The following is a 527-nucleotide window of genomic DNA, read 5'->3' as shown; positions in this document are numbered from 1 at the left end:
TTACACTCTTTCGGTTTGCCCCGCCGACGGCGGTACCAATCAGAGGCAACGCGCGACGGCAGGCCTGCCTGCATAACAGCAACGGACGGGTTAACTCCGGAAGCATAGATCCCTAAAGTCTGGAAATCGTCAGCTTCCTGTGAGCAAATGGCTGCTATTTGAGCGGGATCGTTGGTGTGCTTTGCAACACGTTCGACGGCAACGGAAGCATTTAGCCAAGCCTGAAGCGATGCTCCTATTGCGAATTCGACAGACGTGTGCCCCTCCCGCCGGAAAGATGGACCGGCGCTCAGTTGGTCGCCTACCGACGTGGCACCCCGAACGGCGTCTTCGTCGGCTCCGAACTGCATAGCGAGGAGAAGAAGGAATATGATCATGAACGAGATATGACAAGGGAAACAGCCTTCTTCAAGCCGTCCCTGCGGAGATCACCTCCGCCTTGGCGGCAGAGTTCCAGCGCGTTTAGATCGTCAGGTACCCGCATCGGCCGTCGCCGGTACCCGGCCTGGCCGATCGGCAGCTAACGC

At 58.4% G+C, this 527-nt stretch carries 1 protein-coding gene; it reads right to left on the bottom strand.

From position 1 onward, the window contains the following. Nucleotides 1-377, bottom strand: a 377-nt coding sequence (locus tag OXQ95_RS18630) for a hypothetical protein (RefSeq protein WP_267383130.1), incomplete at its 3' end; no start/stop codon positions are given. Nucleotides 378-527 lie beyond the last annotated feature (150 nt).

It is taken from the genome of Sphingomonas sp. GC_Shp_6 (assembly GCF_026540835.1).
GTDB lineage: Bacteria > Pseudomonadota > Alphaproteobacteria > Sphingomonadales > Sphingomonadaceae > Sphingomonas.
This window is presented reverse-complemented; position numbering and strand designations above follow the sequence as displayed.